Raw genomic sequence first — 20,220 nt, 5'->3', positions numbered from 1 at the left:
GCCAGTGTCGGGCTTCCACGGCCCGAGTAAAGGGCGCTCCCTGCGGTCGCGTCGGCTGCGCCGATTCCGCTGCGCTCCACCCTTGACTCGGTCCGCTCCAGCCCGTTTCAGAAGCGAGCGAGCGGCCCTGAGGAACGGGTGGCCAGGCCTGCATGCCCTTGCCTGTACTGCCTTGCGGGCCGGAGCCAAGGGGCGCGCGCGTCTGGCCTGCACACCGGTTCAGCCAGCGGCTACCAGCCGGGCGGCCGGTGGATGGGTGGGTGGGTGCTGGAGGCTGGGGGTAAAACTAACCACCGTCATGGGCTTTGACCGGTTAGAAAAGTACCCAGCCTCCAGCACCCACCCACCGCTAGCCGCTGGCCTCCGGCCGCCAGTCGCTGACCGCGGGCCGCTGACCGCTGACCGCTACTCACTAGTGACTAATGACTGTGCGCTGGCCGCTGGCCGCTGGCCGAACCGGTGTGCAGGCCAGACGCGCGCGTCCCCTCACACCGGGCCAGTACGCAGTACAGGCAAGGGTGTTCACAGGTGGCCCCCCGCTCCCCGGGGCCGCCCGCTCGCTTCTCAAACGGGATTGTGCGAGGCGAGTCAAGGGTGGAGCGAAGCGAAATCGGCGCAGCCGACGCGCAGCGCAGCGGAGCGCCCTTTACTCGCCTCGCACAATCCCGACACTGACAAAAAGCGGGCGGCCCAACGGTCACACCACAGTTCAGGGCCACACCAACCAGCCAACCCCTATTTGACCACGATCACCTTCGTACTCGTAGTCCCGAACGCCCACAACGCCGCCCCGTCCGCCTTGCCCATACGAACCCCACCCGTCTCCTTGCCCACAGCCGCCGGCGGCGAGGACCCGTCCACCGCGTTGGAGAAGGCGATGTTGAGCCCGGACTTGGTGGCGAAGTAGACGATGTTCTCGATCTGGACGCCGTCGGAGCCCGTCGTGGCGTCCTTGCGGACGGACACCGTGTACGTACCCGGGTCAGGGCTCACGGTGCCGGGCCAGACCGCGAACGTCCGGGCCGCCTTGTCGCTCGCGTCGACCAGCCAGACCCGTTTCTGCCCCACGGCGTAGACGATGCGCCGCCCGGTCCCGGAGGAGGCCGGTACCGCGGCGGCCGTCACGTGCGGCTTCGGGGACGTGGACGCGTGCGCGGACGCCGAGGCGTTCGGACGGGCGGCGGCGGCAGGCGCCTTCGGGTGCGGGCCCTTGTTGGCCTGGACGGCCAGGACCGTGACCGCGGCGATCGCTCCCACCGTCAGACCGGTCACCCAGACCTTGGAGGCAGGCACGGGCACGCATCTCCTCAGCTACAGCTACTCACAGCCCCCGCATCCCGATCGAACAGGGGTCGGATCATCGTACCGGCCCCCATCCGCCCACCCTGACCCTCAGTCCAGCACCGGCAGCAGCTCCGGCAGATGCCCGTCCGACACCGCCGCCGCCCGCTGCCGCTCCTCCGACACCTCGCCGTACAGCGTCGTGCGGGGCCGCGCCGGGCGCCCCGCCAGTTCCGCCACGGCGACCAGATCGCGCACCGACTTGTACGAGCCGTACGACGAACCCGCCATCCGCGAGATCGTCTCCTCCATCAACGTGCCGCCGAGGTCGTTCGCCCCGGAGCGCAGCATCTCCGCCGCCCCCTCCGAACCCAACTTCACCCAGCTCGTCTGGATGTTGGGGATCCAGGGGTGGAGCAGCAGTCTCGCCATCGCCACCACCGCCCTGTTGTCCCGCATCGTCGGACCCGGGCGCGCGATCCCCGCCAGATACACCGGCGCGTTCGTGTGGATGAACGGCAGCGTCACGAACTCCGTGAAGCCGCCGGTCCGTTGCTGGATTCCGGCGAGGGTCCGCAGGTGGCCCAGCCAGTGCCTCGGCTGGTCCACATGGCCGTACATCATCGTCGACGACGAACGGATGCCCAACTCGTGGGCCGTCGTGACCACTTCGATCCAGGTCGCCGTCGGCAGCTTGCCCTTCGTCAGGACCCACCGCACCTCGTCGTCGAGGATCTCCGCCGCCGTACCGGGGATGGTGTCGAGTCCCGCCTCCTTCGCCGCCGTCAGCCACTCGCGGATGGAGAGGCCCGTGCGCGTCGCGCCGTTCACCACCTCCATCGGGGAGAACGCGTGGACGTGCATGCCGGGGACGCGTTCCTTCACCGCCTTCGCGATGTCGAAGTACGCCGTGCCCGGTAGATCGGGGTGGATGCCGCCCTGCATGCAGACCTCGACTGCCCCTACCTCCCAGGCCTGTTGGGCGCGGTCCGCCACCTGGTCCAGGGAGAGTGTGTACGCGTCCGCGTCCGTACGGCGCTGCGCGAAGGCGCAGAAACGGCAGCCCGTGTAGCAGACGTTCGTGAAGTTGATGTTCCGCGTGACGATGTACGTCACCTCGTCCCCGACCACCGACTTCCGCACGTCGTCCGCGATCCGCGTCAGCGCGTCCAGCGCCGGACCGTCCGCGTGCAGCAGGGCGAGGGCCTCCGCGTCGGTCAGCTTCGTGGGGTCGTCGGCCGCCGTCGCCAGTGCCTGTCGTACGTCCGTGTCGATGCGCTCGGGGACCATGCCGGGCGCCGCCGCCTCGCGCAGGGCGGCCCAGTCGCCGTAGACCTCGTCGAAGTCGTCACGGCGGTCGGACGTACGGCCCTGTGTGTCGATCGTGGTGTGCAGATCCGTGCGGCCGGAGGACACGAACGCCTCCTCCGGCTCCTGCCACGCATGGCCCTCCACCACCGCGTCCGGAAGAGCCAGACCCGTCTCCGGGTCCGCCAGTGCCCGTACGTGCGGCAACAGGCGCGGGTCCAGCCAGGGTTCGCCCCGGCCCACGAACTCCGGGTACACACAGAGGCGTTCGCGGAGTTCGAAGCCCGCCTCCGCCGACTGTTCGCGCAGCAACTCGATCTGCGGCCACGGGCGTTCGGGGTTCACGTGGTCGATGGTCAGGGGCGAGACCCCGCCCCAGTCGTCGATGCCCGCGCCGATCAGGCGCTTGTACTCGGAGTCGACGAGGTTGGGGGGTGCTTGGATACAGGCCGACGGGCCCATGATGTGGCGGGCCACCGCGACCGTCGCCACCAGTTCGTCCAGTTCCGCGTCCGGCATGCCCCGCATCGCCGTGTCCGGCTTGGCGCGGAAGTTCTGGATGATCAGTTCCTGGATGCCGTGGTAGGACCGGGAGATCTTGCGAAGCGCGAAGAGGGAGTCCGCGCGCTCCTCGTAGGTCTCGCCGATGCCGATCAGGATGCCGGAGGTGAAGGGGACGGAGGAACGGCCCGCGTCCTCCAACACCCGCAGGCGTACGGCGGGTTCCTTGTCCGGGGAGCCGTAGTGCGGGGCGCCGGGCTCGGACCAGAGGCGGGTCGCCGTCGTCTCCAGCATCATGCCCATCGACGGAGCGACCGGCTTCAGGCGCTGGAAGTCCGTCCAGGTCATCACCCCGGGGTTGAGGTGGGGCAGCAGGCCCGTCTCCTCCAGGATGCGGATGGAGATGGCGCGGACGTACGCGATCGTGTCGTCGTAGCCGTGCGCGTCGAGCCACTCGCGCGCCTCCGGCCAGCGGTCCTCGGGCTTGTCGCCGAGGGTGATGAGGGCTTCCTTGCAGCCGAGGGCCGCGCCCTTGCGCGCGATGTCGAGGACCTCGTCCGGGGACATGAACATCCCGTGGCCGGCGCGGCGGAGCTTGCCGGGGACGGTGACGAAGGTGCAGTAGTGGCACTTGTCGCGGCAGAGGCGGGTGAGGGGGATGAAGACGCTCTTCGAGTACGTGATCACGCCGGGGCGGCCGGCCGCATCGAGGCCCGCGTCGCGCACCCGGGCGGCGGACGCGGTCAGGTCGTCCAGGGCCTCGCCGCGCGCCTGGAGCAGCACCGCCGCCTCCGTCACATCGAGGGCGACGCCGTCACGGGCCCGTTTGAGGGCGCGACGCATGGAGTTCTCGGTCGGGCCGGTTCCGGAGCTCGCGGGAGTCGTCATCCTTCGAGCATACGATCGGTGTGATCAGGCCAAAGAGGGGCGCCCGATTCATTTCGGCCGGGCAGATCGTTACACGGTGTCACTGGCAGCGGGGGCGCCCCGGCCTCGCCCGTGCCGACTCCGGTTTCCCGACACCCGCCGATTCCCTCGCCTTGCACGGGAGTTCACAGCCGACCAGCAGAGTCGTACGGTCACCTCCGCGCGATCCCTGTCACTGTCGACACCTCGGGAGCAGCAGCATGTGCGACGACGATCACGGAAACGGCATCAATCGGCGCGCTCTGTTCGTGACGGGCGCCACCGCCGCGCTTACGTTGGGAAGCGTGACCTTCGCGAGCGGTGCGGCGACCCCGGCGAGCGGCGCCCAGGAGACGCGGACGGTACGGGGCACGCTCCCGACCGGTTCGCCCGACTATGTGTATGTGCCGGTCGAGGTCCCCACGGGGGTTAACGAGATCAAGGTGGCCTACACGTACGACAGACCGTCCGTTCCGGCCGGCACCCAGGGCAACGCACTCGACATCGGCATCTTCGACCAGCACGGCACGGATCTGGGCGGCCGGGGTTTCCGCGGCTGGTCGGGCGGGGCGCGCTCGGAGTTCTTCCTGCGGGTGGACGACGCGACGCCCGGCTATGTCCCCGGCCCGGTGCACGCCGGCGTCTGGCACATCGCGCTCGGCCCGTACACGGTGTCCCCGCAGGGACTGTCGTACGAGCTCACGATCACGCTCACCTACGGCGAACCGGGGCTCGCGCCGCGGCCGGCGTATCCGCCGGAGCGGGCGAAGGGGCGCGGGCGGGCCTGGTACCGGGGTGACTGCCATCTGCACTCCTGGTACTCGGACGGGCGCCGCACCCCCGCCGAGATCGCGGCGCTGGCGCGGGCGGCCGGCCTGGACTTCATCAACTCGTCCGAGCACAACACCCACTCCTCGCACCCCCATTGGGCCTCGGAAGCGGGCGACGACCTGCTGATCATGCTGGGCGAGGAGGTGACGACGCGCAACGGTCACGTCGTCGCGCTCGGCACCGAGCCCGGCACCTTCGTCGACTGGCGCTACCGGGCGCGCGACAACCGTTTCGGACGGTTCGCCCGCGAGATCCGCCGGGCCGGCGGCCTGGTCGTACCCGCGCATCCGCACGCCACCTGCATCGGCTGCGCCTGGAAGTTCGGCTTCGGCGAGGCGGACGCCGTCGAGGTGTGGAACGGGCCCTACACGCCCGACGACGAGGTCGCGCTGGCCTCCTGGGACGCGACGCTCGTGGCCGCCGTAAGAGAGAAGCGGGAGTGGCTTCCGGCTGTGGGCAACAGCGACGCCCATCGCGACCCGGACGCGGTGGGTCTGCCGCAAACCGTGGTGCTGGCCGAGGACTTGACGCGGGAGGCGATCCAGGACGGTATCCGCGCGGGGCGCTCCTATGTCGCCGAGTCGAAGACCGTCTCGCTCGGCTTCACGGCGACGGGGCCGAAGGGTGAACACGCCGGTATCGGCGGGCGGTTGGAGGTAGCCCGGGACGCCCCGGTCACCGTCCGTCTGGAGGTGACGGGCGCGCCGCGCTGCACGGTCCGCCTCGTGACCGACCAAGGCGTGCTGTTCACCGGCGATCCGCTGCCGGTGACGGGAGCGGGAAGCGTCGAGTGGCACACGACCCCGGCCTACGCGGCCTACGTACGAGCCGAGTTGAGGCACGAGACGGCGGCAGGGACGGTTCCGGGGGCGCTGGCCGCGTTCACCAATCCCATCTTCCTGGGCGAGGTCACACGGTGAACCGAGCCGTCTCGTCGCTCAACTCCACGACGACCGCCGCGTGGTCGGTCGGCCACACCCCGTCGACCGGCCCGTCCCCGGCCCGCCGTACGCCCCGTATGTGGCCGGGCCGGCCCCGCTCCATCGGCTCCACGAAGACGTAGTCGATACGCACGCTGGGCCCGAACGAGCCCGCCACATAAGGATTCCCGAGGTCCCAGGTGACCGAAGAGGCCCCCGGCTCGGCGAAGTCCCAGGCGTCCATGAGGACTTGACCGGGCACGGCCGGCGCCGTCCGGTACCCGCCGAACAGGCGGACCTCGTCCGAGTCCGGCCAGGCGTTGAAGTCACCGGTGACGACGGCCGGGAAGGGCCCGTCACCACGGTGGGCGGCGACGAACTCCGCGAGCGCGGTGACCTGTCGGCACCGTACGGCCGAGGCCTCGACGGCGGAGGAGAGGTGCGCCGTGAAGAAGGGGACGCGGTACCCCGGCGCGTCCAGCCCCGCGTACAACGCGGTCCGGCCGCCGTCCCCGGCCCCGGGCGGCAGCGGCAGTACGGCCCGCTCGGCGACGGGCCAGCGGCTGAGGACGGCGTTGCCGATCCCGACGGTCGGATCACCGAGCCGCCGCTGCCAGAACCCGGGGTCGTGGGAGGCTCCCCAGGTCCAGTGCATCCCGAGTTCCCCGGCGAGCCAGGCGGCGAGATTCACGCCGTCGGCGTCCCACACCTCCTGCAACCCGACCACATCGGGCTCGAGCTCCCGCAACACGTCGAGAATCGCCTTCTGCCGGGCCTCCCAGGGCCCGTACCGCCACCACAGGTTCCACGTCACCACGCGCACGGGATCATTGAAGTCCACGGACGCAGCCAGCCGACAGGAGATCCGGAAACCGATGCCGAGCACACCCGAGACCAAGTATCACAAGGTCACGCGAATCCAGCGCGTGCTGAACTCCGTCACCCGCCGCCTCCCCACCCAGACCGTCCTGGAGACCACCGGCCGTGTCTCCGGCGAGCCCCGCCGCACCCCGCTCGGCGGCCGTCGGGTCGGCGACACCTTCTGGCTGGTCTCGGAGTTCGGCGAACTCTCCCACTACGTCCGCAACATCAAGGCCAACCCGGAGGTACGGGTCCGCATCCTGGGCCGCTGGCACACCGGCACGGCCCACCTCCTCCCCGACGACGACCCGCGGGCCCGGCTGCGCACCCTGCCCCGCTTCAACAGCGCGGCGGTGAAGGCGATGGGGTCGAGCCTGCTGACGGTACGGGTGGATCTGCGGGACTGAGGGGGACGGAGGGACCCGGTCTCATCCCGGCCAGACGATCGCCTGCACCTCGCTGTACGCGTGCAGCGCGTACGACCCCACGTCCCGGCCGACCCCGCTCTTCTTGAACCCTCCGAACGGCGCCTCCATGTTGCGCCCCACGGTGTTGACCCCCACCCCGCCGGCCCGCAGCAGCCGGGCCACGCGGAAGGCGCGGGCCACGTCTCCGGACCAGACGTAGTCGATGAGGCCGTAGTCGCTGTCGTTGGCGAGGGCGATCCCTTCCTCCTCCTCGTCGAAGGGGACGACCACGACGACGGGCCCGAAGATCTCCTCCCTGACGACCCGCATCTCGGCGGTGCAGTCGGCGAGGACGGTGGGGGCCACGTGGAACCCCGGCCCGTCGGACGGCCGTTCACCGCCCGCGACGACGACCGCGCCTTCCTTCCGGCCCAGTTCGACGTACGACTCGACGCGCTCCCGGTGTGCCGCCGAGATGACCGGCCCGACCACCGTGTCGGGCAGGCGGGGATCCCCGACCTTCAACCGGCCCGCGTACACGCCCAGTTGCTCGACCAGGCGGTCGTACACGCCCCGTTGGGCCAGCACCCGCGTGGGCGCCGTACAGATCTGCCCGCTGTAGAAGGAGAAGGTCGTACCGATCCCGGACACGGCGGAGGCGAGGTCCGCGTCGTCGAAGACGACGGCCGCGCCCTTCCCGCCCAGCTCCATCAACTGCCGCTTCATGCCCCGTCCGCACACCTCGGCGATCCGCTGCCCGACGGCCGTGGACCCGGTGAAGCTGACCATGTCGACGTCCGGCGACTCCACGGCCGCCTCCCCGACCTCCACCGACCGCCCGTTGACCACGTTCACGACCCCGCGCGGCACCCCGGCCGCCTCCAGCGCCTCCGCCATCCGGTAGACGGACAACGGATCCTGCGGCGCCGGTTTCACGACGACCGTGTTGCCCATGGCGAGGGCGGGGGCGATCTTGCCTGCGGGGTTCGCCCAGGGGTTGTTGTACGAGGTGATGCAGGTGACGACGCCGACCGGCTGCCGTACCGCGAGGGCGCCCATGACGGCCGCCTTCCCGAACGGCCCGGCCTCGTTGACCTGCGGCGCGATCGCCCACTCGGCCGGTTCCACGCTCGCGTACCGCCGGAACCGGGCGGCTGCCACGCCCACTTGCATGCCCCGCGCGGTCCCGGTCGTCGCGCCGGTCTCGGTCTGCGCGAGTTCGGCGTACGGCACGAGCCGCTCCCGGACGAGGTCCGCCGCCCGCCCCAGGATCGCCGCGCGCTCCTCGGCCGGTGTACGCGACCACGCCCCGAAGGCGTCCCGGGCCTCGGCGGCCGCGGCGAACACCTGCTCCCGCGAGGCCTCCGGCGCCCACCCCACGGTCCCCTCGGTGGCGGGATCGACGACGGCGTAGTACCCGCCCTCGGGCTCGACCCACTCCCCACCGACGAACAACCGCTGACCGTCGGCTACTTGAGACCCGCCCTCGGAACTCACCTGGTGCTCACCGTCCTGGTGTCCCGCCCCGACCGCAGCACCCGCCCCGGCACGGACCCGCTCACCACGTCGCCGCGGATCGCCTCAACTCCGTTGACCCATACGGCGGTTATGCCGATCGCCTTCGAGTCGAGCCGCGGACTGTCACCCGGCAGGTCGTGCACCAGGGTGGCCTTGCCGGCGTCGATCCGCTCCGGGTCGAAGAGCACCAGGTCCGCATGCCAGCCCTCCCGCACCTGCCCCCGCTCCCGCAGTCCGAACAACCGCGCCGGATCGTCGCTCAGCATCTTCACCGCCTGCTCGAGACCCACCAGCTTCCGCCCGCGCAGACAGTCCCCGATGAACCGCGTCGTGTACGGCGCCCCGCACATCCGGTCCAGATGCGCCCCCGCGTCGGACCCACCGAGCAGCACGTCCTCGTGCTGCCAGGTCTCGGCACGCAGCGCCCAGGAGGCCGGATCGTTGTCGGAGGGCATCGGCCACAACACCGTCCGCAACTCGTCGGCCGCACAGATCTCGACCAGACACTCGAAGGGTTCCTGCCCACGCTCGGCGGCGATGTCCTTCACCACCCGCCCGGTCAGCCCCTCGTTGGCCGCGCTGTACGTGTCCCCGATCACATACCGCCCGAAGTTCGCGAGCCGCCGAAAGACCCCGGCCTCCTTGCTGTTGGCCCGCACCAGCATCTCGGCCCGCACATCGGGCTCCCGCAGCTTCGCGATCCGCTCCGGCACGGGCAGGCTCAGGATCGGCCCCCACCCGGGTATCAGGTTCAGTGCGCAGAAGGTGCCGAGGGACATGTTCATCGGCGTGAGGATCGGCATGGTCAGCGCGACGACCCGCCCCCCGGCCTTCCGCGCCCGCTCACTCGCGAACAGCTGCCGGGGCACACGTTCGGGAACGGCCGCGTCGATGGTCAGCACGTTCCAGTTCAACGGCCGTCCCGCCGCCGCGCTCATCTCGACGAACAGATCGATCTCGGCGTCACTGAACTGATCCAGACACCCGGCGACGATCGCCTCGATCTGCGTTCCTTCATGCTCCCCAACTGCCTTGGAAAGAGCGATCAGTTCAGCGGGCAGCGCGTGCCGCGAGGCGACCGGTTTCCCGTCCCCGTCGGAGTGGGTGGAGGACTGGGTGGTGGAGAACCCCCAGGCCCCCGCGTCCATGGCCTCGTGCAACAGCCCCACGATCGCGGCGAGTTGCTCCTCACTGGGCTGCCCACCGACCGCGTCCGCCCCCATCACATACCGCCGCAGCGCACAATGCCCCACCATGAACCCGGCGTTGACGGCGATCCGCCCCTCAAGAGCGTCCAGATACTCCCCGAACCCCCGCCAACTCCACGGCGCCCCCTCCTCCAGCGCGACCAGCGACATCCCCTCGACCTTGGACATCATCCGGCGCGTGTAGTCGGCGTCCTGCGGCTTCAACGGCGCGAGCGTGAACCCACAGTTCCCCGCGGCAACGGTCGTCACCCCATGATTGAGCGAGGGCGTCGCATACGGATCCCAGAAGAGCTGGGCGTCGTAGTGGGTATGGGGGTCGACGAACCCGGGCGCGAGAACGAGACCGTGCGCGTCCTCGCTGGTCCGGGACTCCTCCTCGATGGTCCCGATCCGGGCGATCCGCCCGTCCCGAATACCGACATCGGCAACAAACGCGGCCGCCCCCGTCCCATCAACGACGGTGACACCTTTGATGACGTGATCAAGCACGAGGGCTACCTCCTCAAACTCCGGCCAGGGGCACCTACCTAGGGGCGCGGGGTTGTATCGATTTGCGGCTACCGCCGCGTGGGCGCAGCCAGCTACAACACACCCGCACCCCGAAACGAACCCTCAAGCCCCTTGCCGGAACCGCGTAGTCCGGTGAACGGGATCCGTATCGATCTTCGGCACCACGTGCTCCCCGATCAACCGAATCGTCTGCAACGTCTCCTCCTTCGGCACCCCCACCGGCAACCCGAAGCTCAACTGATCCGCCCCCGCCTGCTCCCACCGCTTGCACTGCGTGAGCACCTCGTCCGGATCCCCACAGATCAACAGCTCCTCCTCCACGAGGAGTTCGACGAACTCCGGCGTGTACTCGGGCAGGGTCTCCGGCCACACCGGGAACCCCTCGGGCCGGGGAAACGTGTCGTGGTACCGGAACACCAACGAGGGCAGATAGTGCAGCCCACCGCTGCAAGCGATCCGGATCGCCTCGTCGTGCGTGGGCGCACAGATCGCCGTCGTCGTCACCATCACGTTGTCGTTGACGAACGCCCCCACCGGCTCGGCGTTCACGATCGCCGTCTTGTACTGCTCCAGCACCCACTCCATGTCGGAGACCTTCTGGATGCTGAACCCGAGGACGCCGAGCCCCTTCCGAGCCGCCATGGCGTACGAGGGAGGCGACCCGGCGGCGTACCACATCGCCGGATGCGCCTTCCCGTACGGCTTGGGGAGGATCTTCCGCGGCGGCAGCTGCCAGTGCTTGCCCTGGAAGCCGACGTACTCGTCCTGGAGCCACATCTTGGGGAACTCGGCGATGGTCTCTTCCCAGATCTCCTTGGTGTAGTTCATGTCGGTGACGCCCGGTATGAACCCGAGGATCTCGTGCGACCCGGCCCCGCGCCCGCTCCCGAACTCGAAGCGGTTGTTGGACAGATGGTCGAGCATCGCGACCTTCTCGGCGACCTTCACCGGGTGGTTGACCTGGGCGAGGGGGTTGAAGATCCCGGACCCCAGGTGAATCCGTTCCGTCGCGTGGGCGAGGTAGCCGAGGTAGACGTCGTTGGCCGAGAGGTGGGAGTACTCCTCCAGGAAGTGGTGCTCGGACGCCCAGGCGTACTTGAACCCGGACTTGTCCGCCTGGATGACGTACTCGGTCTCCTCCATCAGCGCCTTGTGCTCGGCCAGCGGGTCCGTTTCGGCACGCTTGCCCACGTATCCCTGTACAAAGAGCCCGAATTCCAAGGAGGTTCACCGTCCCAAGTCCAGGTGGTCCCTATGAGTGCTACGACTTTCTGACGTGCCGTCAGATTCGTCAATAGATGACGCCCCGTCAGATGTCCCGAGATGACACCGGCCGACGTCGGATGACGTCAGATGACGCTGACCCCCGCCAGCCAGCCCCCGTCGATCACGAACGGCTGCCCGGTGATGTACGAGGAGTCCTCCGACGTCAGGAACAGTGCGAGCCGAGCCACCTCGTCGGCCCGCCCGATCCGCCCGAGCGGCACGAGCTTCCGGTACAACTCGTCCAGCGCCCGGGTCATCTCCTCCGGATCCGCGTCCGGGTCGAGCCGCGACGGGTTGGACATCGCGGTGTCCACGGCCCCGGGACAGACGGCGTTGACCCGGATCCGCCGGCTCGCCAACTCCAGCGCGGCGACCCGGGTGAGCCCGAGGATGGCGTGCTTGGTGGCGGTGTACGTCCCCACGGCCGCCATCCCCGTCACCGCCGTGTACGACGCGGTGTTGACGATCGTGCCGCCGTCCTCCATCACCGCCGCCACGGTCTTGATCCCGAGGAAGCAGCCGACCTGGTTGACCCGCACGACCTGCATGAACTCCTCGAGGGGCGTGTCCACAAGGGAGTTGAACCGCAGGATCCCCGCGTTGTTGACCAGTCCGTCGATCCGCCCGTACGCCGCCTTGGCCGTCGCCACGGCGGCCGCCCAGTCCGCCTCCTCGCCGACGTCGAGATGGACGTAGGTCGCGCCCAACTCCTTGGCCAGCGCCTCCCCTTGCTCGTCCAGCACATCCGCCACGACGACGCTCGCACCCTCCGCCGCGAACAGCCGCGCCTCCTGCTCCCCCTGCCCGCGCGCCGCTCCGGTGACCAGAACGACACGCCCGTCCAGCTTGCCCATGCGGGCCTCCTCGGGATCGGTGGATGCAGGTCATCGTACCGCCGCATCTGACGAAGCGTCAGATGTGGGTCACGGGATTGCACAAGCACACTTGAAGTGACCGCGGAGTAGGGACATTTGACCCTGGCCATACCTCTCCTTGACTCCAACAATGCGTGTCATGGCAAAGCGGAGATTGCGCAACAGGAAAGTCAGGTATGTGGCGATCGGCGCGGCACTCGCGACCGGTGGAGGGATCGTCGCCCTGCTGCCGTCGGCGAACGCGGCCGACGCCAAGACGCCGGACCAGATCATGACCATGTGCGAGAGGTCCGCGGTGGTCAATGGCGAGCAACGGTCGGTGGAGGATTTCGGCGGCGCCTTCGCTGACGGTTTCCAGGCCGACAACTGTGATTTCGTCGAGACGAACTTCGAGACGTTCGACGGACCCACCGAAAAGGCGTCCATCGACTTCCCGAACTGCGAGCCGAACGCGACCGATCCGGCGAAGGTCTCCATCACCTGGTCGTCGACCGCGGCCCAGGGGCAGGGAAAGTACGTCTCGACCCAACAGGGCGGTGGCGGTGGCCTGTTCGGATTCCTGAGCGGGTCCTGGGCCAAGCACAAGGGCACCCTGGACATGACCGTGAAGTCGGCGACCGCCGGCGACACGGAATCGCGGGACGTGCCGGTCGGCAAGGTGCTCCACATGGAGTTCACGCCGAAGTTGCAGCGCATGACCGGGGAATGGCGGGTGCGCATCGACGCCGATCCCGGCAGTTTCGCCGTGAACCCCTCTCCCGAACAGAACTTCGTGGCACCGGACGTCGTCGAGGGACCTGTCATCCTGCCGGGCGCCGCGGGCGCCCCCGGTGTCGTGGACGGCACCTCCAAGGCGGTCCTGGAGGACTGCTGAGCCACCGGCCGACCCCCACGAAACCGCAGCTCAACTCCCTTACACCCCCCAGGAGACACCCATGTCCCGGACCGGCCGCAGCAGAAGCCACCGGAGCAAGAAGAAGCGCATCACCCTCGCCCTGGCCCCCGTGGCCGCGCTCGCGGTGATCGTCCCGCTGATGAACCAGGCGAGTGCCGCCACCCCGTCCGAGGTGACCGCCGACTGTGCCGCGGACTCCGACAAACTGGCCGACTGCGAGTTCGTCGACGTCCAGTTCAAGGCGAACAGCCTCGGACCCAACGAACGCGTCTCCCCGGTGAGCGACAACTGCGGTTCCACGAGCACCGCGACGAAGACCTTCAACGTCAGTACGTCGGTGACGCGCACCCTCCAGGTCGAGGAGGGAACCGTCACCGACGCCGGCACGAAACTCGGGAGCTCGCTCTTCGAAGTCGGCCTGGAATTCAGCACGTCGACCATCAACATCACGCGTGACGACAAGACGACCACCCTGGCGTTCAGCCGGACGGACACCGTGCAGGCGGACAGCACCGCCTTCTACATGTGGTCCGCCAAGCGCACCGATGTGAGCGGATTCCTGAAAGCCACGTACAAGGAGGCACAGGACGGCCAGACGGTGTTCTTCGCGCCGAGCGAGGGCGCGGCGACCGTGCACGTCTTCTATCCGCAGATCCTGCACAACGGAACGCCCGACGGGCGCCTTTGGCTGCGGAACGTGGCATGCGGAAGCGCCGCGGCCGACAACACACTGAATTCCACGAAGGCGCTCCAGGACGAACAACCCGGATTCGGGGAGGGCGGCGCCGATGTCACCGATGTGGAAATACCGCTGACGGAGATCCCGGCGCCCTGATCCGGCGCCCCCCGAAGGTTCTCCCGAAGGGCCTCTCGAAGGTTCTCAGGTGCGAAGCACGGGCGTGGTTCCCAGCCAGCGCAGAACCGCGTCCGTGCCGCTCCGGGCGTCCAGCTTGGCGTAGATGTTGCTCAGGTTGTTGCGGACGGTCTTCTCGCTCAGCCGGAGTCGCTGCCCGATCTGCCGTGCGCCCAGGCCGGTCGAGAGCAGTTCCATGATCTGCTGCTCGCGCGGCGAGAGCAGGGCGCGCAGTCGCTGCATCGTGTCGTCGGTCGCGGCCATCCGGGCGGCCGCCTCCCGCAGGGCGTCGCAGGCGGACGGCGAGAGGTAGGTGTGCCCGACGGTGGCCGCCACCACCGCCGAGGACATCATCGCGGGGCAGTGGTCGCCCTCGACCAGATAGCCCGCCCCGGCGCGGAACACCTCGACCACCGCTTCGGTGTCCCGGCGCGGACTGACCACGAGCGCCGGGACGCTCCGGGTGCGGAGCACGTCCAGCAGCCCGGGAAAGGACACGGCCGGGTCCTCGCAGTGCAGCACGACGACGTCCGCGGCGGTCTCCGCCAGCCCGTCGTAGGGCGGGGAGACATGCAGGACATCGCTCACATACGGATCGTCCGGGGGCGGCCAGTCCTTGTGCGGCCAGGTGCAACCGGCGGAGGCCAGCGCGACCACGAGTCGCTGGGAGGATCGCACGCGAGGTGTCCTTCCGCCGGAGCCATGACGTCCGTACGTCCATACATACGCGGCTCGGCGTGACCGTGTTCAAACAGGCCGTGATCAAGTTCAAACAGGATGTGATCAGAGCAGCGGCCCCACCTCGGTCCCGAACTCGCTGATCTGGTCGACGAGTTCGGCGCGGTCACGGCAGCGGAACCGCACCTGGATCTGGTCCACGCCCATCGCGCCGTAGGCCCGCAGCGACTCGGCGAGGGCCTCGGGCGTCCCGGTGAGCGCGCGCCGCCCGACCTCCCACCCCGTTGTGCCGACGTACAGCGGCTCGGTGATGGCCCCGAACACGAACGGCCCTTCCACGGCGGCCTCTTGGCGCAGCCGCTTGATCCGCTCGATCTGCGCGGGCAGCTTCGCGCGCGGGTCGCCCTGCGGGAGCCAGCCGTCGCCCTTGAGCGCGGCCCGGCGTACGGCGGCGGGGGACGAGCCGCCGACCCAGAGCGGGACGTGTCCCTGCGCGGGACGGGGCCGCTGCCCGAGCCCCTCGAAGTCGTACAACTTGCCGTGGTGCTCGGGGAATTCGTCGGGGCCGAGGGCGGCGCGCAGGGCGTCGATCGTCTCGTCGAGGACGGGTCCGCGGCGCTCGAAGTCGACCCCGAGCGCCTCGAACTCCTCCTGGACGTGCCCGGCGCCGACCCCGAGGAGCAGCCGGCCCCCGCTGAGGTGGTCGAGGGTGGCGTACTGCTTGGCGCTGATCAGGGGGTGGCGGAGTCCGACGACCGCGACGTGGCTGAGGAGTTGGACCCGCTCGGTGACGCCCGCGAGGTAGGAGAGGGTGGCGACGGGGTCGTACCAGATCGTGCTCATGGCGGTGGCGAGGCGGCGCGGGACGCCCACGTGGTCGCAGCTCGCGATGTAGCCGAAGCCGGACCGGTCGGCGGCGCGCGCGATCTCCACGAGGTCGGCGGCCCCCGCGTCGGCCTCCCAGGGCTCGGCGTAGATGGTGCTCTGGGACTGGACGGGGAGTTGGATGCCGTAGACGAGGCCGGTCACTTGGGGCCTTCCCAGAGGCCGTCCGGGGTCAGGCCCAGGAGGTCGATCGCGTTGCCCCGCACGATCCGCTCGACCACGTCCGGTGCCAGGTGTCCCATCTGTGCCTCGCCGACCTCGCGGGACTTGGGCCACGTGGAGTCCGAGTGGGGGTAGTCGGTCTCGTACAGCACATTGCCGACGCCGATGGCGTCCAGATTGCGCAGCCCGAACGCGTCGTCGAAGAAGCAGCCGTAGACGTGCTCGGTGAAGAGCTCGGACGGCGGGCGGTGGACCTTGTCGGCGACGCCGCCCCAGGCGCGGTTCTCCTCCCAGACCACGTCGGCGCGCTCCAGGATGTAGGGGATCCAGCCGATCTGGCCTTCCGCGTACATGACCTTGAGCTCGGGGAAGCGTTCGAACTTGCCGCTCATCAGCCAGTCCACCATCGAATAGCAGCAGTTGGCGAAGGTGATCGTGGAGCCGACGGCCGGCGGGGCGTCCGCCGAGGTGGAGGGCATCCGGCTGCTGGAGCCGATGTGCATGGCGATGACGGTCTGGGTCTCGGCGCAGGCGGCGAGGAACGGGTCCCAGTCGTCGGTGTGGATGGAGGGCAGCCCGAGGTGCGGGGGTATCTCGGAGAAGGCGACGGCGCGGGTGCCGCGTGCCGCGTTGCGCCGGACCTCCGCCGCGGCCAACTCCGGGTCCCACAACGGGATGAGGGGAAGGGGGATCAGGCGGCCGTGCGCGTCGGGGCCGCACCACTCCTCCACCATCCAGTCGTTGTAGGCGCGGACGCAGAGCAGGCCGAGTTCGCGGTCGGCGGCCTCGGTGAAGGTCTGGCCGCAGAAGCGCGGGAAGGTGGGGAAACAGAGCGCGGACTGGACGTGGTTGACGTCCATGTCGGCGAGCCGGGCCGGGACGTCGAAGGAGCCCGGACGCATCTGCTCGTAAGTGATGACTTCGAGCTTGATCTCGTCCCTGCTGTAGCCGACGGCGGTGTCGAGGCGGGTGAGGGGGCGGTGCAGATCCTCGTAGACCCACCAGTCGCCGATGGGTCCGTCGTCGCCGGGCTCACCCATGACGGGCTTGAACCGGCCGCCCAGGAAGGTCATTTCCTTCAGTGGCGCGCGGACCACTCGGGGGCCGGTGTCCAGGTACTTCTTGGGCAGCCGGTGCTGCCAGACGTCGGCGGGCTCCACGGTGTGGTCGTCGACGGAGATGATCGGCGGGAGGGGCGTCTGCGCGGGGGTCTGGGTGTCCATGGCGCTCACGGTAGCGCCGATCTGACGACCCGTCAGCTAGCTGGATACGGGTTCGGGATGCTCGGTTGTGTGTGGAACTGTGCGGAGGCCGTGTGAGAGCCTTGTGACATCCCGCACGGCCACCCGTGAGCGGTGTCTCCGAGAGCTGACGCATCCGCTGCGGACAAGGCAAACTGTCGTAGTTATCAGGCTTGCCTAGGGGGAACGGCGATGGACGGTGGACCGCGAGTACCGGAGCAGCGGCGCCCCGATTCCGGCTCGGAGGAGTCGACCGCGCTGCGCTTCAGCGTGCTCGGTCCGGTACGTGCCTGGCGGGGCCCTGTTTCGCTGCCCACGGGCTCTCCCCAGCAACGCGCCCTGCTGGCCGCGCTGTTGCTGCGCGAGGGCCGGACGGCGACCGCCGGTGAGCTGATCGACGCCCTGTGGGGTGACGACCCTCCGTCGCAGGCGCTGGCCGCGGTGCGCACCTACGCGTCCCGGCTGCGCAAGGCGCTGGACGCCGGGGTCCTGGTCAGCGAGTCGGGCGGGTATGCCGTACGGGGGCTGCCCGAGGGCGCGTTGGACGTGGCCGAGGTGCACGACCTGGCGAACGAGGCGGAGAAGGCGAAGTCGGCGGGTGACCTGTGCCGTGCGCGGGACCTGCTGGGCCGGGCGCTGGCGCTGTGGGACGGGGAGCCGCTGGCCGGACTCCCGGGCCCGTACGCGGAGGCGCAGCGCGTCCGCCTGGAGGAGTGGCGGCTCCAACTCCTGGAATCCCGCCTCGACATGGACCTGGAGCAGGGCTGCCACGCGGAGGCGGTCAGCGAGCTGACGGCCCTCACGGCCGCGCACCCGCTCCGCGAACGCCTCCGTGAGCTGCTGATGCTCGCGCTCTACCGCTCCGGCCGCCAGGCGGAGGCCCTCGCGGTGTACGCGGACACCCGGCGGCTGCTCGCGGACGAGCTGGGCGTGGACCCGCGCCCCGGTCTGCGCGAACTCCAACAGCGCATACTCCAGGCCGACCCGGGCCTCGCCGAACCCTCCGCACCGGCGGCGGAGACGACCCCGGCACCGGTGCGCCCCCACCAACTCCCGGCGACCGTCCCGGACTTCACCGGCCGTGTGTCCTTCGTGTCGGAACTGAGCGACGTGCTGGCCTCGGCCGAGGGCCGGGTGATGGCGGTGTCGGCGCTCGCGGGTATCGGCGGTGTCGGCAAGACGACCCTCGCGGTGCACGTGGCCCACCAGGCCCGGTCCGCCTTCCCCGACGGGCAGTTGTACGTCGACCTCCAGGGCGCGGGCTCGCGCGCGGCGGAGCCGGAGACCGTACTGGGCGCGTTCCTGCGGGCGTTGGGCACGGCGGACTCCGCGATACCGGACTCCCTGGAGGAACGCTCGGCGCTGTACCGCTCGGTGCTGGACGGCCGCCGGGTGCTGGTGCTGCTGGACAACGCGCGGGACGCGGCCCAGGTACGGCCGCTGCTGCCCGGCACCGAGGGCTGCGCGGCGCTGGTGACCTCCCGGGTGCGGATGGTGGACCTGGCCGGGGCGCATCTGGTCGACCTCGATGTGATGTCCCCCGAGGAGGCCCTCCAGCTCTTCACACGGATCGTGGGCGCCGAACGGGTCGCGGCCGAACGGGAATCCGCCCTCGACGTGGTCGCCGCGTGCGGTTTCCTGCCGCTGGCGATCCGGATCGCGGCCTCCCGCCTCGCGGCCCGCCGTACCTGGACGGTCTCCGTCCTCGCCGCCAAACTCGCCGACGAGCGGCGGCGGTTGGACGAGCTTCAGGCCGGAGACCTGGCCGTGAAGGCCACCTTCGAGCTGGGCTACGGCCAGTTGGAGCCGGCGCAGGCGCGCGCGTTCCGCCTGCTGGGCCTCGCCGACGGTCCGGACATCTCCCTCGCGGCGGCCGCGGCGATGCTGAATCTTCCGGTCGAGGAGACCGAGGACGTACTGGAATCCCTCGTCGACACGTCACTGGTGGAATCGGCGGCGCCCGGGCGCTACCGGTACCACGACCTGGTGCGGCTCTACGCGCGTGCGTGCGCCGAGCGGGACGAGCGGTCGGCGAGCGAACCGGCCGCCGCGGTCTCGCGGTTGCTGGACTTCTACCTGGCCACCGTCTCGGGCGTCTACCTCATCGAGCGGCCCGGCGACCGGCTGGTGGACCACCTGGAGCACACCGACCGTCCCGGGCTGGTGTTCTCGGACCGGCACACGGCGCAGGACTGGCTGTACGCCGAGGCCGTCTCGCTGCTGGCCTGCGTCCGCCAGGCCGCGCGGGCGGGGACGCTCCGGCGGGCCGTGGACACCCTGTGGGCGGCGGTCGACCTCGCCGAGTCGGGCACCAACTCCAAGGAGTACGAGGCCGTCGCCGAGCTCCTGCGCAACACGGCGCGGGAGTTCGCGGATCCGCGGACGGAGGCACGGGCGCTGACACTGCTCGCCTTCGTGCACCACATCTCCGGCTCCCGCTTCGACGTGGCGCTCCAAGAGGCCGAGCAGGCGACGGAGTTGGCCGCGCGGGCCGACGATCCGCTCACCGGCTGCTGGTCGTCCAACATCAGCGGTGTGGTCGCGCTCTACCAGAACCGGCACGAGGAGGGCGCCGCCCACTTCACCCGGGCCATCGAGAGCTTCCGCGCCCTCGGGGACCGGCCCGGCGAGGCGAGCGCCCTGTGCAACCTCTCGCGCATCCACCTCGCCACCTCGCGCACGGCGAGCGCGGTGGCGCTGGCCCAGCAGGGCACGGCGATGTACGACGACATGGGGCACGATCTGCGGGGCGCCAACGGACGGTACGCGCTGGGTCTCGCGCTCACCCAGAGCGGCCAGTTGGCCGAGGCGACCGAGTGCCTCAACCAGGCGCTCCAGGTGTTCCGGGACAGCCGGCAGCGCCTGTGGGAGGGCATGACCCTGTTCCGGCTCGCCGAACTCGACCTGGCGGCCCGCCGGCCCGCCCAGGCCGCGGTCAACGCCGAGGCGGCCCTGACGCTGCTGCGCGGCATCGGCGGCGAGTGGCGGCGCGGCAACGTCCTCACCGTGCTGGGCCGCGGGCTCAACGGCATCGGGCAGCCCGGCCGCGCCCAGGTGTGCTGGCGCGAGGCCCTCGACCTCTTCGAGTCGCTGGGCGCGCCGGAGGCGGACGAG

At 70.1% G+C, this 20,220-nt stretch carries 15 protein-coding genes; 5 read left to right on the top strand and 10 right to left on the bottom strand.

Features of this window, described 5'->3' with window-relative positions:
• Positions 1-735: 735 nt before the first annotated feature.
• Positions 736-1,293, bottom strand: a complete 558-nt coding sequence (locus tag JHN63_RS26630; RefSeq protein WP_200685167.1) for a hypothetical protein — start codon at positions 1,291-1,293, stop codon at positions 736-738.
• A gap of 99 nt (positions 1,294-1,392) precedes the next feature.
• A complete protein-coding gene (locus tag JHN63_RS26625) occupies positions 1,393-3,978 on the bottom strand; it encodes a bifunctional FO biosynthesis protein CofGH (protein WP_200685164.1) in 2,586 nt (861 codons plus the stop codon).
• 239 nt (positions 3,979-4,217) lie between these two features.
• Between JHN63_RS26625 and JHN63_RS26620 the strand changes: the two genes are divergently transcribed.
• Complete coding sequence (locus JHN63_RS26620; RefSeq protein ID WP_200685163.1) at positions 4,218-5,747, top strand: CehA/McbA family metallohydrolase; 1,530 nt, start codon at positions 4,218-4,220, stop codon at positions 5,745-5,747.
• Here JHN63_RS26620 and JHN63_RS26615 read toward each other — a convergent pair.
• Complete coding sequence (locus JHN63_RS26615; RefSeq protein ID WP_200685162.1) at positions 5,737-6,570, bottom strand: endonuclease/exonuclease/phosphatase family protein; 834 nt, start codon at positions 6,568-6,570, stop codon at positions 5,737-5,739. The genes JHN63_RS26620 and JHN63_RS26615 overlap by 11 nt on opposite strands.
• A 52-nt stretch (positions 6,571-6,622) precedes the next feature.
• On the opposite strand from JHN63_RS26615, the gene JHN63_RS26610 reads away from it, so the two are divergent.
• Positions 6,623-7,015, top strand: coding sequence for a nitroreductase/quinone reductase family protein (locus JHN63_RS26610; protein WP_200685161.1), 393 nt, complete (start codon positions 6,623-6,625; stop codon positions 7,013-7,015).
• Between the two features lie 21 nt (positions 7,016-7,036).
• On the opposite strand, the gene JHN63_RS26605 is transcribed toward JHN63_RS26610, so the two are convergent.
• The 4 genes from JHN63_RS26605 to JHN63_RS26590 all read right to left on the bottom strand — a co-directional run bounded on the left by JHN63_RS26605 (position 7,037) and on the right by JHN63_RS26590 (position 12,371).
• Positions 7,037-8,512, bottom strand: coding sequence for an aldehyde dehydrogenase family protein (locus JHN63_RS26605; RefSeq protein ID WP_200685156.1), 1,476 nt, complete (start codon positions 8,510-8,512; stop codon positions 7,037-7,039).
• Positions 8,509-10,230 carry an amidohydrolase family protein gene (locus JHN63_RS26600; RefSeq protein WP_200685154.1) on the bottom strand — a complete coding sequence of 574 codons (1,722 nt, stop codon included), beginning with the start codon at positions 10,228-10,230 and terminating at the stop codon, positions 8,509-8,511. The genes JHN63_RS26605 and JHN63_RS26600 overlap by 4 nt, the downstream gene beginning before the upstream one ends.
• A 123-nt stretch (positions 10,231-10,353) precedes the next feature.
• Complete coding sequence (locus JHN63_RS26595) at positions 10,354-11,472, bottom strand: LLM class flavin-dependent oxidoreductase (RefSeq protein ID WP_200685152.1); 1,119 nt, start codon at positions 11,470-11,472, stop codon at positions 10,354-10,356.
• A 128-nt stretch (positions 11,473-11,600) separates the two neighbouring features.
• On the bottom strand, positions 11,601-12,371 hold the full coding sequence (locus JHN63_RS26590; RefSeq protein WP_200685150.1) for an SDR family NAD(P)-dependent oxidoreductase: 771 nt from the start codon (positions 12,369-12,371) through the stop codon (positions 11,601-11,603).
• A gap of 160 nt (positions 12,372-12,531) precedes the next feature.
• On the opposite strand from JHN63_RS26590, the gene JHN63_RS26585 reads away from it, so the two are divergent.
• Together JHN63_RS26585 and JHN63_RS26580 are read left to right on the top strand one after the other, a co-directional pair.
• Positions 12,532-13,266 carry a hypothetical protein gene (locus tag JHN63_RS26585; protein WP_200685148.1) on the top strand — a complete coding sequence of 245 codons (735 nt, stop codon included), beginning with the start codon at positions 12,532-12,534 and terminating at the stop codon, positions 13,264-13,266.
• A gap of 61 nt (positions 13,267-13,327) precedes the next feature.
• Positions 13,328-14,122: a hypothetical protein gene (locus JHN63_RS26580; RefSeq protein ID WP_200685145.1), complete on the top strand. Its 795-nt coding sequence runs from the start codon at positions 13,328-13,330 to the stop codon at positions 14,120-14,122.
• A 45-nt stretch (positions 14,123-14,167) separates the two neighbouring features.
• On the opposite strand, the gene JHN63_RS26575 is transcribed toward JHN63_RS26580, so the two are convergent.
• The 3 genes from JHN63_RS26575 to JHN63_RS26565 form a co-directional block, all read right to left on the bottom strand.
• Positions 14,168-14,818, bottom strand: a complete 651-nt coding sequence (locus tag JHN63_RS26575; RefSeq protein WP_200685144.1) for a response regulator transcription factor — start codon at positions 14,816-14,818, stop codon at positions 14,168-14,170.
• 105 nt (positions 14,819-14,923) lie between these two features.
• Positions 14,924-15,847, bottom strand: coding sequence for an LLM class F420-dependent oxidoreductase (locus JHN63_RS26570; RefSeq protein ID WP_307781987.1), 924 nt, complete (start codon positions 15,845-15,847; stop codon positions 14,924-14,926).
• Positions 15,844-17,088 carry an amidohydrolase family protein gene (locus JHN63_RS26565; RefSeq protein ID WP_200685143.1) on the bottom strand — a complete coding sequence of 415 codons (1,245 nt, stop codon included), beginning with the start codon at positions 17,086-17,088 and terminating at the stop codon, positions 15,844-15,846. The genes JHN63_RS26570 and JHN63_RS26565 overlap by 4 nt, the downstream gene beginning before the upstream one ends.
• Positions 17,089-17,298: 210 nt before the next feature.
• On the opposite strand from JHN63_RS26565, the gene JHN63_RS26560 reads away from it, so the two are divergent.
• On the top strand, positions 17,299-20,220 hold a 2,922-nt coding region (locus JHN63_RS26560; RefSeq protein WP_200685141.1), incomplete at its 3' end, for a BTAD domain-containing putative transcriptional regulator.

The sequence above is a fragment of the Streptomyces sp. MBT65 genome, assembly GCF_016612545.1.
In the GTDB taxonomy this organism is placed as follows: domain Bacteria; phylum Actinomycetota; class Actinomycetes; order Streptomycetales; family Streptomycetaceae; genus Streptomyces.
The sequence above is the reverse complement of the archived record's forward strand: the minus strand, read 5'-3'. Positions and strand labels throughout refer to the sequence as shown.

What these genes read in the sequence shown, in the direction of transcription:
- JHN63_RS26625 (WP_200685164.1), bottom strand. Translation starts at nt 3,978, where the DNA reads ATGACGACTCCCGCGAGCTCCGGAACCGGCCCGACCGAGAACTCCATG.
- JHN63_RS26620 (WP_200685163.1), top strand. Translation starts at nt 4,218, where the DNA reads ATGTGCGACGACGATCACGGAAACGGCATCAATCGGCGCGCTCTGTTC.
- JHN63_RS26610 (WP_200685161.1), top strand. Translation starts at nt 6,623, where the DNA reads ATGCCGAGCACACCCGAGACCAAGTATCACAAGGTCACGCGAATCCAG.
- JHN63_RS26590 (WP_200685150.1), bottom strand. Translation starts at nt 12,371, where the DNA reads ATGGGCAAGCTGGACGGGCGTGTCGTTCTGGTCACCGGAGCGGCGCGC.
- JHN63_RS26585 (WP_200685148.1), top strand. Translation starts at nt 12,532, where the DNA reads ATGGCAAAGCGGAGATTGCGCAACAGGAAAGTCAGGTATGTGGCGATC.
- JHN63_RS26580 (WP_200685145.1), top strand. Translation starts at nt 13,328, where the DNA reads ATGTCCCGGACCGGCCGCAGCAGAAGCCACCGGAGCAAGAAGAAGCGC.
- JHN63_RS26565 (WP_200685143.1), bottom strand. Translation starts at nt 17,088, where the DNA reads ATGGACACCCAGACCCCCGCGCAGACGCCCCTCCCGCCGATCATCTCC.